Below are 17,599 nucleotides of genomic sequence, written 5' to 3'. Positions count from 1 at the left end.
AGATGAAAACAAAATATCTTATTATATCCGCCCTTGCATGTGGCGTCTTTCTTTCGACCTCCTGTAAAAAGGACTACCTCAACATCACACCGACAAGCAAGCTCTCCAATACCGCCATCCTGGGTGATTCCTCCCTTTTCGAGGACTATGTCATCAACCGGTATCTGGGCGTTATCCTCCAGAACAAGGAAGGCGACGGCGCACCGCCCGGATTCGGCCGCGGTTTCGAATACGGGATGTGGAGTTCGCTCACCGACGAATCCATCTACAACAACGATGATAATACCTGGCTCATCCAACGCGGTCAGTTGGCCCCCGAGAATACCGGCATCGCCGGTACCATATGGGGCAGAAGCTACCGGAGCATCCGGGAGATCAATTACGCCCTGAATAATATCAACTCCGTGCAGATGAGCTCGGCTCATCGTCAGCGGCTGCTCGGCGAGCTGCACTTTCTCCGGGGCTATCGTTATCAGGACCTGATCCGCAACTACGGTGGCGTTGTATTGATGGGCAACAAGGTCACCGAGTTGAACAGCAATATGCAGGACCCTTCTCTCTTCCAGCGCGCTTCGATTCAGGATTGTATGAAATATGCCGTTTCTGAGCTCGATAGCGCTGCCCAGCTGCTGCCACTGACCTTAGACAACACTTGGGTGCTGGGAAGAGCTACGAAGGGCGCGGCACTGGCCCTGAAATCCCGGCTTCTCCTTTACGCTGCCAGCCCACTGTACAATGCGGGCAGTTGGGCGGACGCTGCCGCTGCCGCACAGGCGGTGATCAACATGGGACAATATTCCCTCGACCCCAGTTACGCTTCTCTCTTCCTGAATCAAAACAGCCCTGAGATCATCTTTGAACGTACGTATGCCCTCGCCGCCCCGCACACGCGCCTGGAGATCGCCAACGGCCCCAATAGCTATGGTGGCTGGGCCGGCAACACGCCCCTCCAAAACTTCGTGGATTCCTACCAGATGAGCAACGGGAAGGATATCACCGACGCCACTTCCGGCTATGACTCCACAAACCCCTACGTCAACCGTGACCCCCGATTCTATTCCACCGTCCTCTACAACGGAGCGAGCTACCGGGGCAGTACCATACAGACCTATACACCCGGCGGAAAGGACAGCAAGGATGGCCCCTCCAACTGGAATGCGACAAAGACGGGCTACTACCTGCGGAAATTCATGAATGACGCCTATCCCATCAATAACCCCTGGAATGCCGCCGGCCTCCAACCCTGGATATATATCCGCTATGCGGAGGTCCTGCTCAATTACGCCGAGGCGCAAAACGAGGCTGTCGGTCCCGATGCGACGGTTTACGCCGCCATCAACCAGATCCGTACCCGGGCGGGAATGCCCAATCTGACTGCCGGCCTGTCCCAATCGCAGATGCGTACTGCCATCTGGCACGAACGCCAGGTCGAACTGGCCTTCGAAGAACACCGGTTCTATGACGTGCGCCGGTGGAAGATCGCCGGCCAGACGGAGAACGTACCGGCCTATGGCATCAGCGTGACCCTCTCCGGCGGCGCTTACACCTATTCGCGGATCGTCGCCCTTTCCGGCAGGACGTTCTCGTCAAAAGAATATTGGCTGCCCATTCCGCTGGCGGAGATCCAGGCATCTAACAATCAATTACAGCAGAACAGCGGCTACTGATGAAACAACTAATTATCCTCCTGGCATTCCTGAGCCACCTGGTATTGTCCGCATGCGCAAAGACCTCGCGGGTGAGTTCCAATCCTCCTGGCTCGGACACGACGGCAGGCCCGGCAACACCGGCGCCTGCCGTCACAGGCGGACCCAATGGATTCAAAGGGTTCAACTGGGCCGACTCCCACGACAACTATTCCGACACCGTCGTGGTTCCCAGTGGGCTCAGCTCATCGGACGATTACGCCACCGTCCAGGCAAAGGCGGATCTCATCCTCAGCGCCTTTTCGCAACGGGGCGTCAACACTATCCGTCTTCCCGTAAACCCTTACAGCGTAGCCGGTAATTGGTGGAAAGCCTATGCCGGTGCCATCGACAAAGCGCTCGATAAGGGAATGCGGGTTGTCCTGGCCTATTGGGAAGGGACGACGGCAAAGGACGGGCTCATCGACGACACGGCGCAATATTGGCGCATGTGGCAGTCTGTTACCACGCGCTACGCCGCCAGCGGCAACGTCTGGTTCGAACCGTTTAACGAGCCCTTCGGCTACAGCGTGGACAACCTTAAAGCCCTGTACGCCCAATGGCTGGCAAGATTTCCGGCTATCCCCGCCGGTCGTGTGCTGCTCGATGGGACAGGCTATGCCACAGGCGTCAACGAAATCGGCGCCGACAGCAGGTTTGCCGGCTGTTTGCTCTCGTTTCATATGTATACCTGGTTTCAAAAGAATAGGACAACGGTAAGCGACTGGGAACAAACCATCACTTCACTGGCCTATCCCGGTCGCACCATCCTTAGCGAATTCGGAGTTCCGATGACTAACGGAAAAGACTATCTTGCGGCACCGGGTTCCGATGTCGAAGTCGCGTACCTGCAAGGCCTCACCAATGCCTTGCGCGCACGCACGATGGGAAGCGTCTATTGGCCTGGACTGCGCATAGGGGACAGCTATAGTATGCTAAGCCTCAGCGGAACAACCCTCGCCACCAACAGTACCAGCGGCCTGGCCCGGCTGCAATACGCCTGGGGTAATTAGACTTACTTATGAATAACACATACATGAAAGCTTATCTTGGATTCTTACTGGTATGGCTTTTGTCGGTGAATGGATTTGGACAGCCCTCCGCGCCCGTGCCAACCGCACCCGTCCAGGCGACCACCTCCGGCCGGCCAACACATAGCTTCTCGCTCGGCGACTCATCCTTCTTACTGGATGGCAAACCCTTCCTGATGATCTCGGGCGAAATTCATTATGCTCGCGTGCCCCGGGAAGCCTGGCGCCAACGGATGCGGATGGCCAGGGCAATGGGCCTCAACACCATCGGAACGTATGTATTCTGGAATCTGCAGGAACCCGAAAAAGGAAAATTCGATTTCTCCGGCAACAATGATATCGCTGAGTTTGTTCGCACGGCCGCCGAGGAAGGCTTGTGGGTCGTTCTGCGCCCCAGCCCCTATGTATGCGCCGAGTGGGAATTTGGCGGCTACCCTTACTGGTTACAAAACGAGAAAGGATTGGTCGTCCGCAGCACCAACGCTACATATCTGCAGGACTATAAGGAATACATCGACGAAGTGGGAAAACGCCTGGCGCCCTTACAGGTGAATCATGGCGGCAATATCCTCATGGTCCAGGTAGAGAACGAGTATGGTTCTTATTCCAACGACAGCAACTATCTCGCCATCAACAAAAAGATCTTCCGGGAGGCCGGTTTTGACGGCCTATTGTATACCTGCGATCCGATAAAGGACGTAGCCAAAGGGCATCTTCCCGGCCTGTTACCTGCCGTCAACGGACTGGTGGACCCGACCCGCATCAGATCGACCGTCAACCGGTATAATAACGGGAAGGGACCCTATTTCGTGGCTGAATGGTATCCCGCCTGGTTCGACTGGTGGGGCGAGCCGCATCATACCGTCCCTGCGGACAAATATACCGGGCAGCTGGAGACGCTGCTGACGGGCGGCGTCTCGGTGAACATGTATATGTTCCATGGCGGCACGACCCGTGGTTTTATGAATGGCGCCAACTTTTATGACACGGCGTATTTCCAGCCCGAGATCAGCAGCTATGATTATGACGCGCCGCTCGACGAAGCGGGGAATCCCACGGCGAAATATATGGCCTTCAGAAAGGTCATCGCGGCGCATCTGCCCGCTGGCGACCATCTGCCCGATATTCCGCCCGCTCGCCCGGCCATCAGCATCCCGGCTATCATTTTCGACCGGCAATCGGCTGTCTTCGATCTCCTTCCCCAGCCGGTGGTGAACGAACAACCCCTCACTTTCGAACAGCTGCACCAGGCTTATGGCTACGTTGACTATCGCACTACCCTCGAAGGAAAAGGCAAAGGGCTGCTCTTCATCGGCGGACTCCGTGACTATGCCATCGTCTTTGTCAACGGGAAACAAATCGGAGTTGCCGACCGGCGGCTCAAACAGGATAGTGTCCTGCTTAACCTCCCCGGCGGAAAGGCAAGACTCGACATCCTGGTCGAGAACCTGGGCCGTGTCAACTTCGGGCCAAGTCTGCTGAAGAATACAAAAGGCATCACCGGCAAGGTGGAGTACGCCGGCAAAGAACTGAAGGGCTGGCGGATGTATTCCCTGCCTTTCAGCGAAGCGCCCGTCATCAAAGCCGGCGCCGCGACAGCCGCAGCCCCCGTCCTCAGATCAGCATCATTCACCCTGGACAGGGTAGGGGATACCTGGCTCGATATGAGCCAATGGGGCAAAGGCGTCGTTTGGGTCAATGGTCACAACCTTGGGCGGTACTGGCGCGTAGGCCCGCAGCAAACGCTTTATATTCCCGCCGAATGGCTCAAACAGGGAAAAAATGATATCGTCGTTTTCGAAATGCTGGCAACCGGGCAACACACCCTGCAAGCCATCGACCACCCGATATTGAACGAATTGCAATAAAAAGCCGGCTTACCTCCCGCCACCCCTTTTCAAAACAAGGCTATCTGCGGGGTAGGTCGCTTTTAAGGTGTCGATGATGCTCTGGCACCAGCTCTTGAGTGTCTCCTTATCGGCATTGGCGAGGATGGCATTCCGGTGGATAAGCGTATACGAACTCAGCGGCATTTCATCTTCGTTGAGCTGTTCGATGCAGTCTTCCATTCTTTTCTTCTGCACGGCGACCCGCATGGCGGTAAAGTTGGAAAAGTTGAGATGCCGCTTGCCGTCTTTGATATGCGAATTCAGCCACCAGCCCACCGGCTCCACTTCTGCGTACCAGGGATAGGTGGTCTTGTTGGTATGACAATCGACGCAGGACCTTTGCAGGAGGGCATCCACCTTAAGCGGGACGCTATAACGCTTGTGAATGTCATTGGTCTCGTCTCCTGAAAGGTTCTTTGCGGGCCGGATGAATTGGATGATAATGAATATCCCGACCAGGACTAAGCCGATTTTCTTTAGCATGTGTATCTGGAAGTTTGTTTTTTTGAACCTATTCATTTAAAGATCCCTCCCCGTCAACTGCCGCAGCGCATCCCGGTAGGTCTCGCCCACCGGCAGCTCCAGCTCGCCGATGAATATGCTGTTCTTCCGGACGGCCGTAATGCTGGTCACGGCGACGATATAGGATTTGTGGATGCGGAGAAATTTATCCCCGGGCAGCTCGGCCTCCAGCGTCTTGGCGCTGCTTCTCACCAACACCGGTTTGGGCGTGCTCTTAAGATGGATCTTCACATAGTCGCCCGAACCCTCTATCCAGATGATGTCGGCAAAGAGCACCTTCACCAGGCTATAGTCGGCGTTGACGAAGAAAAAGTCAGGAGCCGCGCCTGCCCCCGCCGTTCGCAGCTGGTGTAGCTCCTGCGCCTTGTAGCAGGCCTTCATAAACCGGTCGAGTCCCACCGGTTTTACGAGATAGTCCACGACGTCCAGGTCAAAACCTTCGGGGGCGTACTTTTTATAAGCGGTGACCACGATCACCATGGGCCGCTTCGCCAGGCTCTGGATAAACTGCAACCCCGTAAGCCCGGGCATTTGAATGTCTATGAATAGCAGATCGATGGTAGTCGACTGCAACGCCCGTGCCGCTTCAAAAGCGTCCCCACAGGTAGCCACCAGGTCGAGAAACGGGATCTTACGGATATAATCCGCGAGTAATCCCAATGCCAGCGGCTCGTCGTCAACGGCAATACATCGAAGCATCAGTGTAAGTTTAATTCAAGCGATACGCTAAACCAGCCATCCTCCCGGTTGATATGCAGTACGTGCTGGTTGCCGTACAGCAGCTTGAGCCTCCGGCGGACATTGCCCAGGCCGATGCCCGAACTCTTGTCCTTCACCTCCACCGAATCGGGGTTATACCGGTTGCGCACCGAAAAATGCAGCACCCCTTTTTGAAGGGCGAGCGAGATATGGATACAGGGGCGATCGATCATCCCCACGCCATGCTTGAAGGCATTCTCGACAAAGGGGATCAGCAGCATCGGCTCTATCTCATAAAAGCCCGTCGGCGCCTCCAGCGAGACGGTTACCGGCACTTTCACGCCAAACCGCTGCCGCTGCAAATCGATATAGCTTTGGAGATATTCCACTTCCTTCACCAGCGAAACCTTCTCTTCGTCCGTCTCGTAGAGCATATACTGCATCAGCGACGACAGCTTCAGGATGGTAGGACCCAGTTCCTCCGATTTCATCCGCTCGAGTGCCACCAGGTTGTTCAGAATATTGAAGATGAAATGGGGGTTTATTTGGCTTCGCAGAAAGGAGAGCTCCGTCTTGAGATTCTCTTCCTGTCTTTCCTGCGCCCGCTTGTCCGCCGCCAGCTTGTCCCGGACGATCCGCATCGAAGTGCTCACCGCTGTCGTGAGGATGAACGGCGGCAGCAGGAACCCCGTTGCCCCTTTGAGACTAAACTGTCCCAGCTGGAAAACATACCCATGCAGAAACTCGTGGATCATCATCACCGCGCCGAACACCAGGGCCAGCACGGCGGCATAGGCCAGGTAACGCCGGCGATAGAAAAGCCTTGGCGTCAGGAGATAGGCGTTGAGGTAAAACGGACCTATCCACATGATATTGGTGATGAAATTCAGGTAGAAGAAGCTCCTTGCCCGCGCGTCGTTTTCCGGACGGTGCGCTATACCATGATGGGTGTCCAGCAGGTAGGGCAGCGACAGGGCCACCGCCCAGACGGCTGCGTGCGTAAGCACCTTCACCATGATACTATCCTGCCATCTTGTCTTCATCTAAGTAAATATAATCAAAATCGGACGGAGTCCGATTCGTACAGTTATTGTGTCATTATTCTTCTGTCTGCACATTGTTGTTTTTCCGCTTGAACAGGCTGGCATCCACTTTCCCGAAGCTCCAGGAGAGGTTCAGTCTTAACATTTGAGGATTCCGCAGCCGGCTGTAATCCTGCGTAAAGTAGCTGCTGTACGTATACTGCTCCTGCTTCCGGCTCTTAAAGATGTCGTTGAAGCTCGCCGTTGCTACCAGTTTCCCGGAAAGGAAGGTTTTCTTCACCGCAACATCAGCCTCATAGTAGGGTTTGATATATCCCTGGGAGGCGCTCTGGGACTGCATATTCGGCGGACCGGGCTGGCCTGCGTTGGTATTCACCGGCAGGTTGGTCTTGGACTGGTATATCCCGGATAGCTGGATGGTAAACCCGGAAGGCAGCCGGAAACTGGTGTTCGCTTTGCCGAACCAGCTCCATAAGGCTTGCTGGGCGACCGCCTCCGTCGAGCCGACATTGATCTTCGAATGATAGATATTCACGTTGGACGATACATCCCACCAACGCGTAAGATTGACTTGACCGGTGAGCTCTGCACCCACCGAATAACTGGATTCCGCGTTAACATAAGTGTTGATATACGTCGTGCTGCCAGCGGCTGTATCTGCTTCGATATACCCCGTGATGAGGTGGTCCGTGTGTTTGTAGTAGACCGAGCCCATAAAGGTGCTGTTACCGGGGAAGGTCTTGAGATAGGAAAGCTCGACCGACTGGGTGAATTCCGGCACGAGGTTGGGGTTCCCGCGGGTGATGTTCAGTTTGTTGGAAGAGTCGGTATAGGGCACTAATTGAAAGAAATTAGGCCGGTTCACCCGCCGCGTATAGCTCAGCTGCAGCTCCTGCCCGTTGCCCAGCTTCTGCCCGAGGAAGAGGGAGGGGAAGAGGCTCACCGGGTATTGGTTGCTGAAGGTCTGGCCCGAGTTCAGCAGGGTGCCGTGGTAGTTGGAGCTCTCTGCCCGCAGGCCTACCTTGTAGCTGAAGTTACGGATGCTGCTCGCCAGGGTAAAATAGGAGGCGTATACATTGCTCTGGCTCTTATAATTGCTAGCCGCCGAGGGGACTAAGTAATAAGCCGCCGAGTCGGGGTTGTAAGTATAGTTGTTGTTGATGTTCAACCGGCTCTGCAACGCGGCCCGTACCCCTGCTTCCAGCGTCGTCTTCGGCGTCAGCGGGTCGGAAAAGTCGCTTTGGAGGATGATGTTATGGTCATTGCCGCCGCCGACGATCTTTTGCAGCTGCTGACTGGACAGGGTTGAACCGTTGCCGTTAGCGAAGTAGTTCGTTGTATACAGAGAGTTGCTCGTACCATTGCCCGAGAAGTAACTTGCATCCGCCGTCCATGACTCTTTATCTTTTGCAAACAGTTGTTTAATCCCCAGGGTCGCACCCCTTCCGTTGAAGGTATGCCCACCATTGATCTCCTCTTGACTGTACTGGCTTATCTTTCCGGACGAATACATGCTGTCCGTATTCATAGAAAGATCGGAGATGGTCGTGTTGCGGTGAGACATTGCAAATCCGGTGAGGGACAAGGTCGTCCGGTTGTTGAGAAAATAATCCAGCCCCATCCGCCCGAAATAGATCCAGCCCCTGGAGGTGTCCAGCTCCTGCTGGTGGAGATAGGTATTGGGAGTGGTCGAAGTCATAAAATTCAATCGATCAACCGACCCGGTGACTCGATCGCGTATCAGCCTGCCGTTGATGTCTGCGGAAAAATTGATCTTGTTCTCCCGGACATTCAGACTTGCCCCTCCGTTGGCGGCGCCGTAGCTGTCCGCACCCGCCCGCACACTGCCGTTATAGCCCGTCTTGCGGTTCTTCTTCAAAACGATGTTCAGGATACCGGCGCCACCGCCCGAGGCGTCGTATTTCGCGGAAGGATTGTTGATCACCTCCACGCTCTCGATGGCGTCCGCCGGTATCTCATCCAGCGTCAGGGTAGTAGGCTTGCCGTCTACCATCAGTTGTGGCGAGCCGCCCCGAAGGGTAACATTGCCATCGATGTCCACGTTTACGCTGGGCACATTCTTCAGCACATCCAGGCCGTTGCCCCCCACACTGTTGATATCCTTCGCTACGTTGAAGACCTTCTTTTCCATATCCACGGTCATGGCGGGCTTGGAGGCGGTGACCACCACCTGCTCCAGCTCTTTTGTGGCGGGTGCCATGGAGAGGTTACCCAGGTCTTTTTCTGCTGCTTGCGGCGTCAATACGACTTCCTGCGTCAGCGCCGTATACCCCACTGCCGAAATACTGAGCTTCAACGGACTGTTCACCGGCAGGTCTTCTGCCGAAAAATCCCCGTTGTTCTGTGTGGTGATACCTTTTAACAGCACTTCCTTCTGTTTCCCGGTAGCCGGGTCCTTATATCGTTTCAGGATCATCACCGATGCGCGACCGATGCCATGACCCGTCGTATCCACAATTTTACCGTAGAGATGCCCGGAGGCAGAGCCTGCTCCGGGATGCCCACCCGGCGGCATACCTTGCGGCGGGGCTTGGGCAAACGCCTGGTCGAGGACCAGCAGCGTGACAAGGAGGAGATATAACTGTTTCATAGGGCAAAACTAATAAGCCGAAAATGCCCATTTTGGCGCTTGCGGGCAACCCAAAAAACATTGCGGTCAACCCCGAAAAGTCCGCGGTCACTCTCCCTTCGCCCAATGGTCGTAAACCTCCCCGCCCCCGACCCTGGAAAGATGTACAACGGGAATAACATAAGGCTGAATCACAACGCTTATCGCCTTCATTCCCTCCGGACGCTGCACCGCTACCGCTACGGTGTCGCCGACGTGGAGCCGGTTCAGCCGGTTATTGAAGTCCTCCCTGGTTTTCACCGGCATGCCATCAATGTCCACGATGACATCCCCGCTGTGCAATCCGGCTTTCGCCCAACAGCTGCCCGGATGGGTGATCTGCACGCGGAAAGTTGTATCACCCGGGAGACTCCATACATACAGCCGCTTGTCGACCATTTCCATACCGTTTTTATTAACTGCCTCTTGATAGGCGACGTCCATCCGCAGCCCGATGAGCCCGAGCCAGGTATTGAACTCAAGCGGACGGCCTTCGTAAATGAATCGTTGAAAGAAATCGGTTACTTCGGTTCCCGGGCAGACGGCCCGTACGCATTGCTCGATATCCTTGCCGTAGAAACCCTTCTCGCCCCCGAAGCGCCTGAATACCAGCCGCATGACATCGTCAAAAGAGCGTTGGTTGTTGGTCTTTGCCCGGATGAGGATATCCAGCAGGGCCCCATACAGTTCGCCCTGCAGGTGTACACTGGCAGAGAAGTCGCCCAGTCTTCCCGGAAGTGCGTTTGATGCCAGACTTACCCGGGCGGGCGGGATAACCTGGTTGCCGGTGTCGGTATAATACCGTTGGATCAGTCCTTCAAGATGGTCGAGCCGGGTCGAATCTTCCACCGGCAGTCTGGCTCTTCGCATGATGAGATCGGCGTAAAACATCGAAAGACCTTCCGAGAGCCACAGGCCCGCGGATTCTTCCTGGGGTCCATAATTCAATGGCGTGTATTCCGCCGGCTTGATGTACATCAGATTCCAGGTGTGGAAGAATTCATGGGCTATCTCTTCGTCGAATTCATCCGGCTCTGATGCCAGCACCGATGCCGGCGCGCCGATCGTCACGGAATTCCGATGTTCGAGGGCCCCCCCAACCGAGTCTTCCAGCAGAAAAGTATAGTTCGGATAAGGAAGACTGTCGAACACGGCAGCCGCCTGCTCCGCTATCTTCCGGATAGTATTGACCAATCGCACCGTGTCAAACCCGATGGCGCCATTGCCGGCCGCCAGATAGGCAACGGTATGCCTAACCTTTTTTACAAAAAAATCCCAGCTATGCACCTGCCCCAGCAATACCGGGCAATCCATCAGCACCGGGGCCGAAGCCGCTGAAAAGCTGTTATGATCGGTCGTTCTTTCCAATCCCGTGGCGATGGCCCAGCCGTCAGGAATTTGGAAGGTGACAGTGCAGGCCACCTCCGGGTGCTCTGGTATATACATAAAGGAATGCAGATCGCCGGCCAGTCCGCCATAGGAGGCCAGAAAAGGGATATGGGCAAACCGATGCGGCCCGGGCAATTGTATCCGGTAGGTGAGCCGGGCTTCGTTGCCGCGGATGGATACTTCCCACAAGGCACTATCCTTCCTCACCAGACGACCCCTGCCGTTAGGTGTTTGCAGCCGGAGGTCACGCACATACCGCCAGAAGCGACTATCATACTCGTGGTGCGTAGCCATGGCCAGGTGAAAATGGTGCCCGGCATTCTTTAATTGAATCGCCACCCAGTAGCCGGAAAGATCGCTCGTATCGACTGCCAATATATAATTGACGGTCGGGCTATCCTGGCCTGCTGCGCCAAGGGTCCACAACAGCGCCATCGCCAGCAGACCCGTGTAAAACTTGTTTTTCATTTGTCTTTCAGAATAAATTCTCCTTTTGTCAGCCAGGAAATACCGAAGGAGGTGAGTGCAAAAGTCTCGAGGATCAGGGTGGGTTTCAGAAAAGAGATGTGCTGGTATATCCCGTTGATCCCATCTATCGGGATGCCCAGCACCGAAACGGCCATGATTATTCCGCAGACCCGGTACACTTTGTTTCGCTTCTTCTTCTGCGGCGTCCAGCTTCCGTCACTCCGGGTGAAGAGAAAGATCGACATATAGGCCAGCAGGGCAAAGAAGGCACCGGCGGTATAGTAATGCAGCTTGCTCACGAGATCGTCATTCACACCGGCAGGCACAGTGGGGAGAAAGGCGATGCAGAGCGCGAAAAATCCGGCTCCTTTGCTTACCCGGGAATCCAGCCGGGTATAACCATGGTAGGAAAGGAGAAAGAGTGCTATCCCGCAAATGATCCCTTCCATTTCGTTGCGCATGCTGCTAAAATAATAGGCGCTTACGGATGTCCTTATCTGGGGCGGATGATCCAGCAGCAGCGAACCCAGCACCAGCACGGGAACCAGGGATATGCCCATGAATCCGATGCACTTGCGCAGCGTCATATAAGTAATGATCAACGGCTGGTCTGCGGGCGGGGTAGGGGGAAGAGTGGCCATATGATAAGGGGATTTGGTTAAAGATAAGAAAATCTCCACTGCTGTGATGCTTCAGTATCATGAAACGGTTAATATCTGCCCAACGCCTGATAATTCCTGCAAACGTGGTTTGATTTTAGAACTGTAGTTTTAAATGTCAAAGTTACATTTCTAAAACAGGGCCTCCAAGAGGCCCAAAACCACTTACTGCTATGAGACGATGTACAAAGGTCAGTGTACTGACCATTTGTATGTGGGCCTCCTTTTTGCTTGCCGTAAAAGCGCAGCCCCATACGCATATCGATGGTACCGTCAGGGATGAAAAGGGCAATCCCCTCTACGGTGCCACCATCTCCGAGAAGAACCGGGCTTCCAACGCTACCACATCGGATTCCGCCGGACATTTTTCACTCGAACTAAAAGGCACTTCCAACCAGGTCGTCGTCAGCTATGTGGGCTTCGACGACAAGACAATAAAGGTCACCACCGGCAGCATGGCCATCGTCCTCAGCCAGGCCATGGGCAATAATAGTGATGTGGTGGTCGTCGGCTATCAAAGCCAGAAGAGAAGGAATGTCACCGCCGCCGTCTCGAGCATCAGCGGCCGGGAGATCCAGGATGTCCCTGAAGCCAGCTTCGACGAGATGCTGCAAGGCCGGCTGGCGGGGGTCACCGTACAGTCTTCACAGGGCTCGCCGGGCTCGAAACCCAACATCGTCATCAGGGGGTCGACCAATGTAGACTATGCCAACTCCAACGGCGGCAACACCGGCCCCCTTTATGTCATCGACGGCGTCATCTATGACGTCAACAACATCGGCACCGCCACCAGCAGCCCCGCCTCCAACCCGCTCACCTTTATCAACCCCAACGACATCGAATCCATCGACGTCCTCAAAGACGCCTCCGCCTCCGCTATTTATGGTGCAAGGGGCGGCAACGGGGTCATCATCGTAAAGACCAAAAAAGCAAGGCGCACGACAAAACCGCAGGTACAGCTGTCCGGCTACATGGGCGTCACCACCCGGCCCCAGCTCCGGTCGGTGGAGACGGGCACCCTGGAAAGAGACATCAAGCTCCGGTTGCTGGAAAATCAATTGGGCTATTCCGAGCTTGCCCTCGGCGCGATACCCCAGGCTCTCACCGACAGCCTCAACCCCGCACTCAACGGCGACGTCGACTGGCAGGGCATGCTTATCCGCAAACAAGCCATCGTCAACAACCAGGACCTTGCTGTCGCTGGCTATTTCACCGGCAACAACAGCTACCGCCTGGCGCTGAACCATTATAGCGAACAGGGCGCCGTCAAAGGCTTCTCCCTCGAGCGTATCGCCCCCAATCTCAATTTCAACCTCAATCCCGTCAGCAGGCTGAACATCAACGCCAATCTGCTCATGGGCTTCGAAAAGCGGAACCACGGGGCGGGGACGGATTTTACCAATCCTTATATTTATGTCACCTGGAATTTTCCCTCATCGCTTGTCAACCTCGACCCGGCGACACAAAACCTGTATAATGGCAATTCCAACCGGTATGATGACGATCATATCACCACGATGCACGTCAACCTCCAGGCAACCGACACCATCGCCCGCGACCTTACCTTGACCAGCAGCTTCGGCTATAATAATTACGCCGAACAATATGCTTATTTTTCTCCGCAGGCGCTCAACGGCATCGCCAATACGGCTTATGATGTCAATGTCAGCAATCCCAACTACAGCTGGGAGAATTACCTGACGTATTTGAAAACCGTCGGCGAGCATCATTTCGTATTCGTGGGCGGGTATTCGGCCTACAACGCCCAGCAATACAATGCCAACAGTTCGGCAGCAGGCATCAATGTTTCCGGCATCTATACCCTGCAGACCGTGCCCCCGGGCTCCAACCTGAATGTCGCTACCGCGAAGGAAACCAAGACCACCGAATCCTACTACGGCCGGCTATCCTACGACCTCAAAGGCAAGTATTTGCTCACCGGCTCGATAAGAAGGGATGCCAGCTCCATCTACAGCCCTTCCTACCGGTGGGGAACGTTCTCGGCAGTTTCCGCCGGATGGATCGCCTCCGACGAACCCTTCTTTTCCCCGCTGAAGAAAGTGGTTAACTTCCTCAAGCTCCGGGCAAGCTATGGCGTCACCGGTCAGGACCCCGGCAGCTGGTATGCCCGCTACCAGACCCTCTATTCGGACGCCAGCTTCCTTGGCGCAACAACGGGTACCATCGTCGGCAATGCCTATAGTTCGTATCCCGGCGGCACCCCCTCCACCTACGCCGGGACAACCGTGGTCTCTCCCTTTCCCTATGGTAACAATTACCTCAATTACGGGACGAAATCGAGTTCCGCCGTACGATGGGAGAAATATCCGCAGCTCGACCTTGGCGGAGATATCGATCTTTTTAATGACAGGGTCAACATCGCCGTCGACTGGTATCTGAAGGACGCCATCGACAAATACCTGTTCCAGGTGCCTGCCGAAGCCACCACCGGCTATCTGTACTATTCCGGCAACCTCGCGAATGTCCGCAACACCGGCACCGAGATTTCCCTGAGTACCCACAATATGGGCCGCAAATCCGCCTTCCAGTGGAATACCACCTTCAACATCTCTTTCAATAAGAACTGGGTGACAAAACTCCCCAACAATAACCAGGACCTCATCTTCGGGCCACCGTGGTTCAGGAAAGCGCTTACCCTGGGTTCGCCACTGTTCAGCTATAAAGTATGGCAGGTGAATGGCGTCTATGCGAAACAGTCAGATGTTCCCGTCGATCCGGCCACCGGGCAGGTGATGACGTGGTTCGGCACGCCGATGCAGGCGGGCGACGCCAGGATCAAAGACCAGAACGGCGACTACAACATCGACTATGAAGACCAGGTGTCGGATGGCCACAGCCCCTTGCCAAAATTCACCGGCGGGCTTGGGAATACGTTCCTCTATAAAGGCTTTTCCCTCACCGTGTTCTTTTCTTTCTCGTATGGCAACAAGATCCTCAACGGCAGTCTTTCCGACAACCTGAATGGCAGCGCCAACTACACCTCCTGGGGCGCCCTGGCGGGGATGGCCTCCTTCAGCGGTCTTCTTCCCCAGTTCTGGCAGAAGTCAGGCGATCAGACCACCTACCCGCGATTGGTATACCCAAGCACCGGCGGCGGTCTTGACCCCTGGAATATCAGCAAATCCTATTTCCTGGAAGACGGGGGCTTTATCAAATGCAAACAGGTGAAATTGGGTTATGCGGTGCCTCCCGCGCTGTCAAAACGGTTCGGTCTCAACAATGTGCAGTTCTACGGAATGGCGGAAAACCTGTTCATGCTCAAACAGGCAAAGAACATCGCCGACCCGGAATTGTACGACCCGACGACAGGCTCGGTGAATATCGTGTATCCCACCTCCCTGAAGTTCACCTTCGGTTTGAATCTCCTTTTCTAAAATCTACGATCATGAAACCAACAACTTTTCTTATATCGGTCGGTCTCGTGCTCTTGACCGGACTCGCCTCTTGTTCGAAGTACCTCGACCAAAACCCGGTGAGTACGCCAACGGATGCTACCACCTGGCAGTCGGACGCCGACGCCAATTCCGCCGTGGCCGCCTGCTATTCCCTCATCCGGTCGGCCCTGGACGCCTCGGTGTCTTATTATGTCTATGGCGACCTGCCCACCGACTATTGGAGCACCATCCAGGATGGGGACTTCCAGAATATCAACCAGCTCAACTGGGGCATCTCGGTCCCCGCAGCCAACGTATGGGACCCAAAGCTCAAACTTAGGGTATACACCCCTTTCTATGCCGCCATCCAGCAGAGCAACCGCTGTCTCTACTTTCTCAACCGCATGCCCGTGAATGTCTTCAACGGCAACACCACCGCCGACCAGGTTGCCCAGCGCAACAGCTACCTGGGCGAAGCCTATTTTACCCGGGCCTTCAATTATTTTTATATGGCCCGCGTTTGGGGTGATGTTCCTCTGGATACCTCCTATCAAAGCGATATCTCCACATTCAAAGGCATCGCCCGATCGCCGCAACAGGCCGTGCTGGCCGCCTGCGTAAGCGACCTCGCGATGGCCCGCCAATACCTTGGCTGGCAGAACCCTTCTTCCGCCAGCCGGGTCGTCAGAGCCGACAAAGGCGCCGTCTTCGCCCTGCTGGCCCACCTCTACGCATGGAGAGGCGACTATGACAGCTGCAGCATGGTCTGCGATTCCGTTATTAATTCGGGTTCCTATTCGCTGATACCCGGGGCAAGCTATCCAACCATCTACAGCGGTCAGTCGGCCGAAAGCATTTTCGAGATCGCCCAGAACACCGCAACGGAATCCATGAACGCACTGGCTTATTCCGCCAGCATCGCCAATTATACGCTCTGTGCTCCCCTTCTTCCCAATATCCCCATCCCCAACTGGCAGATCAACTCCACTGTGCTGGGCAAGTTGTATTATGATACCAACGACCTGCGATACAAGAAGGAATTCACCGTCGTCAACTCGGGAAGCCAGAACTTTTATTCCTGCATCAAATATTCCAACATCCAAACCCTGCCAACCACCAATTCGGGCAACTACTACCTGCTGCTGAATAATATCATCATCTTCCGCCTGGCGGATATTCTTTTACTTAAGGCTGAAGCGTTGACCTCGAAGAAGACGTCCGATCTTGGCGGGGCGTTGATCCTCATCAACCAGGTGAGGGAAAGAGCGGGCGCCGCGGACATGCCGCCGGTCGCCAACCGCCTCTCGCTCATCGACAGCGTCACGGCAGAGAGGGGACGCGAACTTTTCCTGGAAGGTCACCGGTTCTACGACCTCATCCGCAACGACCGGCTGACGGGCGTCTCCCAGTTCCCCCAGATGACCCAGTCAGGCATCAATGCAGGGGAGTACTACTGGCCGTTAGATCCGAGCCTGTTCGTACTCAACCCCTCCCTCACGCAAACAGCTTACTGGACCCAGATACTAAGAAATTAAAACCATTGTATTATGAACTTCTTCCACCGATATAAAAATGCTGCATGCGTAGTCCTGCTGCTCACCATCCTGTACTCGTGCAGCAAGAGTAACTATTTGCAGGATGGCGGCGTGGCCAATGCCAAAAGCAACTACACAGCCTATGACTATCTTTCCGCCAACCAGTACCATATGTTCGACACGGTGCTGCTCATCGTCGACCATTTTCACCTGAAAGATTCTGTAAATCTGGCAGGCACCTTTTTCGCGCCGACGGATTATTCCGTGTCCGCGATCATGACGGCATTGAATTATCAGAGCCTCGATTCCCTTTATGCGCACATCACCTCCCGGTTTATAACCCAGTTCCTGTTCACCGACACGATCTCACTCAACAATGCCAGCACCACGGCAAAGATCTATCCCAACTGGGCCGATACCATCGCCGCCGTAAAGAAAACGCCGGCTACGGAATACGTTGCCGCTTCCACCATCACGTATTATGTTCTGCAATACATCAAGATCAATGGCTACCTCGACGGCAGCCCCGGCGCTCCGGCCAATGACCCCGTGGATTTTGTCGAGAATTGCCAGACAACGGGTATCATCACCAAAACCGGATCGAAGTTGAATGTTTTATCAAATCTGGCATCGATAGCCATCAAATAATCATATT

The 17,599-nt window shown here is 54.9% G+C and carries 12 protein-coding genes; 6 read left to right on the top strand and 6 right to left on the bottom strand.

The window, feature by feature from the left end; translation table 11 throughout:
* Positions 1-2 precede the first annotated feature (2 nt).
* From IEY39_RS25635 to IEY39_RS25625, 3 genes are read left to right on the top strand one after another with little or no spacing between them, the layout of a single operon-like run.
* A complete protein-coding gene (locus IEY39_RS25635; protein ID WP_188937090.1) occupies positions 3-1,667 on the top strand; it encodes a RagB/SusD family nutrient uptake outer membrane protein in 1,665 nt (554 codons plus the stop codon).
* Complete coding sequence (locus tag IEY39_RS25630; RefSeq protein WP_188937089.1) at positions 1,667-2,698, top strand: cellulase family glycosylhydrolase; 1,032 nt, start codon at positions 1,667-1,669, stop codon at positions 2,696-2,698. Before IEY39_RS25635 ends, IEY39_RS25630 begins: the two co-directional genes overlap by 1 nt.
* 23 nt (positions 2,699-2,721) lie before the next feature.
* Positions 2,722-4,584: a glycoside hydrolase family 35 protein gene (locus IEY39_RS25625; RefSeq protein ID WP_188937087.1), complete on the top strand. Its 1,863-nt coding sequence runs from the start codon at positions 2,722-2,724 to the stop codon at positions 4,582-4,584.
* Positions 4,585-4,593: 9 nt separating this feature from the next.
* On the opposite strand, the gene IEY39_RS25620 is transcribed toward IEY39_RS25625, so the two are convergent.
* From IEY39_RS25620 to IEY39_RS25595, 6 genes are all read right to left on the bottom strand, one after another.
* Entirely contained in the window at positions 4,594-5,088 is a 495-nt protein-coding gene (locus tag IEY39_RS25620; RefSeq protein WP_188937085.1) for a heme-binding domain-containing protein, read from the bottom strand.
* Positions 5,089-5,124: 36 nt separating this feature from the next.
* Positions 5,125-5,826, bottom strand: a complete 702-nt coding sequence (locus IEY39_RS25615) for a LytR/AlgR family response regulator transcription factor (protein ID WP_188937083.1) — start codon at positions 5,824-5,826, stop codon at positions 5,125-5,127.
* Positions 5,826-6,869, bottom strand: coding sequence for a sensor histidine kinase (locus IEY39_RS25610; protein WP_188937081.1), 1,044 nt, complete (start codon positions 6,867-6,869; stop codon positions 5,826-5,828). Before IEY39_RS25610 ends, IEY39_RS25615 begins: the two co-directional genes overlap by 1 nt.
* 55 nt (positions 6,870-6,924) lie before the next feature.
* Positions 6,925-9,480: an outer membrane beta-barrel protein gene (locus IEY39_RS25605; RefSeq protein ID WP_188937079.1), complete on the bottom strand. Its 2,556-nt coding sequence runs from the start codon at positions 9,478-9,480 to the stop codon at positions 6,925-6,927.
* Positions 9,481-9,567: 87 nt separating this feature from the next.
* Positions 9,568-11,355 (bottom strand): M61 family metallopeptidase, encoded by a 1,788-nt coding sequence (locus IEY39_RS25600; protein WP_188937077.1) that lies wholly within the window; start codon positions 11,353-11,355, stop codon positions 9,568-9,570.
* Positions 11,352-11,996: a hypothetical protein gene (locus tag IEY39_RS25595; RefSeq protein ID WP_188937075.1), complete on the bottom strand. Its 645-nt coding sequence runs from the start codon at positions 11,994-11,996 to the stop codon at positions 11,352-11,354. Before IEY39_RS25595 ends, IEY39_RS25600 begins: the two co-directional genes overlap by 4 nt.
* 191 nt (positions 11,997-12,187) lie before the next feature.
* On the opposite strand from IEY39_RS25595, the gene IEY39_RS25590 reads away from it, so the two are divergent.
* From IEY39_RS25590 to IEY39_RS25580, 3 genes are read left to right on the top strand one after another with little or no spacing between them, the layout of a single operon-like run.
* Positions 12,188-15,409, top strand: a complete 3,222-nt coding sequence (locus IEY39_RS25590; RefSeq protein ID WP_188937073.1) for a SusC/RagA family TonB-linked outer membrane protein — start codon at positions 12,188-12,190, stop codon at positions 15,407-15,409.
* Between the two features lie 11 nt (positions 15,410-15,420).
* Positions 15,421-16,944, top strand: a complete 1,524-nt coding sequence (locus IEY39_RS25585; RefSeq protein WP_188937072.1) for a RagB/SusD family nutrient uptake outer membrane protein — start codon at positions 15,421-15,423, stop codon at positions 16,942-16,944.
* 12 nt (positions 16,945-16,956) lie between these two features.
* Complete coding sequence (locus IEY39_RS25580; protein ID WP_188937070.1) at positions 16,957-17,592, top strand: hypothetical protein; 636 nt, start codon at positions 16,957-16,959, stop codon at positions 17,590-17,592.
* Positions 17,593-17,599 lie beyond the last annotated feature (7 nt).

This window comes from Puia dinghuensis (genome assembly GCF_014642875.1).
Classification (GTDB): Bacteria; Bacteroidota; Bacteroidia; order Chitinophagales; family Chitinophagaceae; genus Puia; species Puia dinghuensis.
Note: the sequence above shows the minus strand (reverse complement) of the source record. Positions and strands in the feature narration are given on the sequence as shown.